This is a genomic window from Mesorhizobium sp. M8A.F.Ca.ET.208.01.1.1, from assembly GCF_004791315.1.
GTDB lineage: Bacteria > Pseudomonadota > Alphaproteobacteria > Rhizobiales > Rhizobiaceae > Mesorhizobium.
This window is the reverse complement of the sequence record NZ_SRUT01000202.1, coordinates 1-328: the sequence shown is the minus strand read 5'-3', so window position 1 is coordinate 328 and position 328 is coordinate 1. Positions and strand designations below refer to the sequence as shown.

The 328-nt window shown below is 67.4% G+C and carries 1 protein-coding gene; it reads right to left on the bottom strand.

The genetic code is table 11. From position 1 onward, the window contains the following. Window positions 1–99 precede the first annotated feature (99 nt). Window positions 100–328: MmcB family DNA repair protein (locus EN851_RS34915; RefSeq protein ID WP_135931091.1), on the bottom strand; the 229-nt coding region annotated here is incomplete at its 5' end.

Genomic DNA, 328 nt, shown 5'->3' with positions numbered 1-328 from the left:
ATCGGTGCTGGCCAAAAATTTTTCGCCGGCCTCGGGCAGAGTTAGCTCGAGGCTTCGGCCTGACGCCGCAAGTCAGCGCCAAGGCGCGGTACGCCCGATCTACTCGCTCTCGCCATCCAGCGCCGGCACCGCAACGCCGGCAAGCTCGGCCGCCAGAAGCCGCGCGGCGCCCGCGCGGGCAATCCGCAGCATCAGTGCCTTGCGCGTCGCGTCCGCCATGCGATGCTCGGGCGCATCGCGTAGGATCTCCGCGCCATAGCCGTCGGAGAGGATGAATCCGCATTCCTCGGGAAAGATGTCCTGTGGAACGCCGGGATGGGTGGCGAAG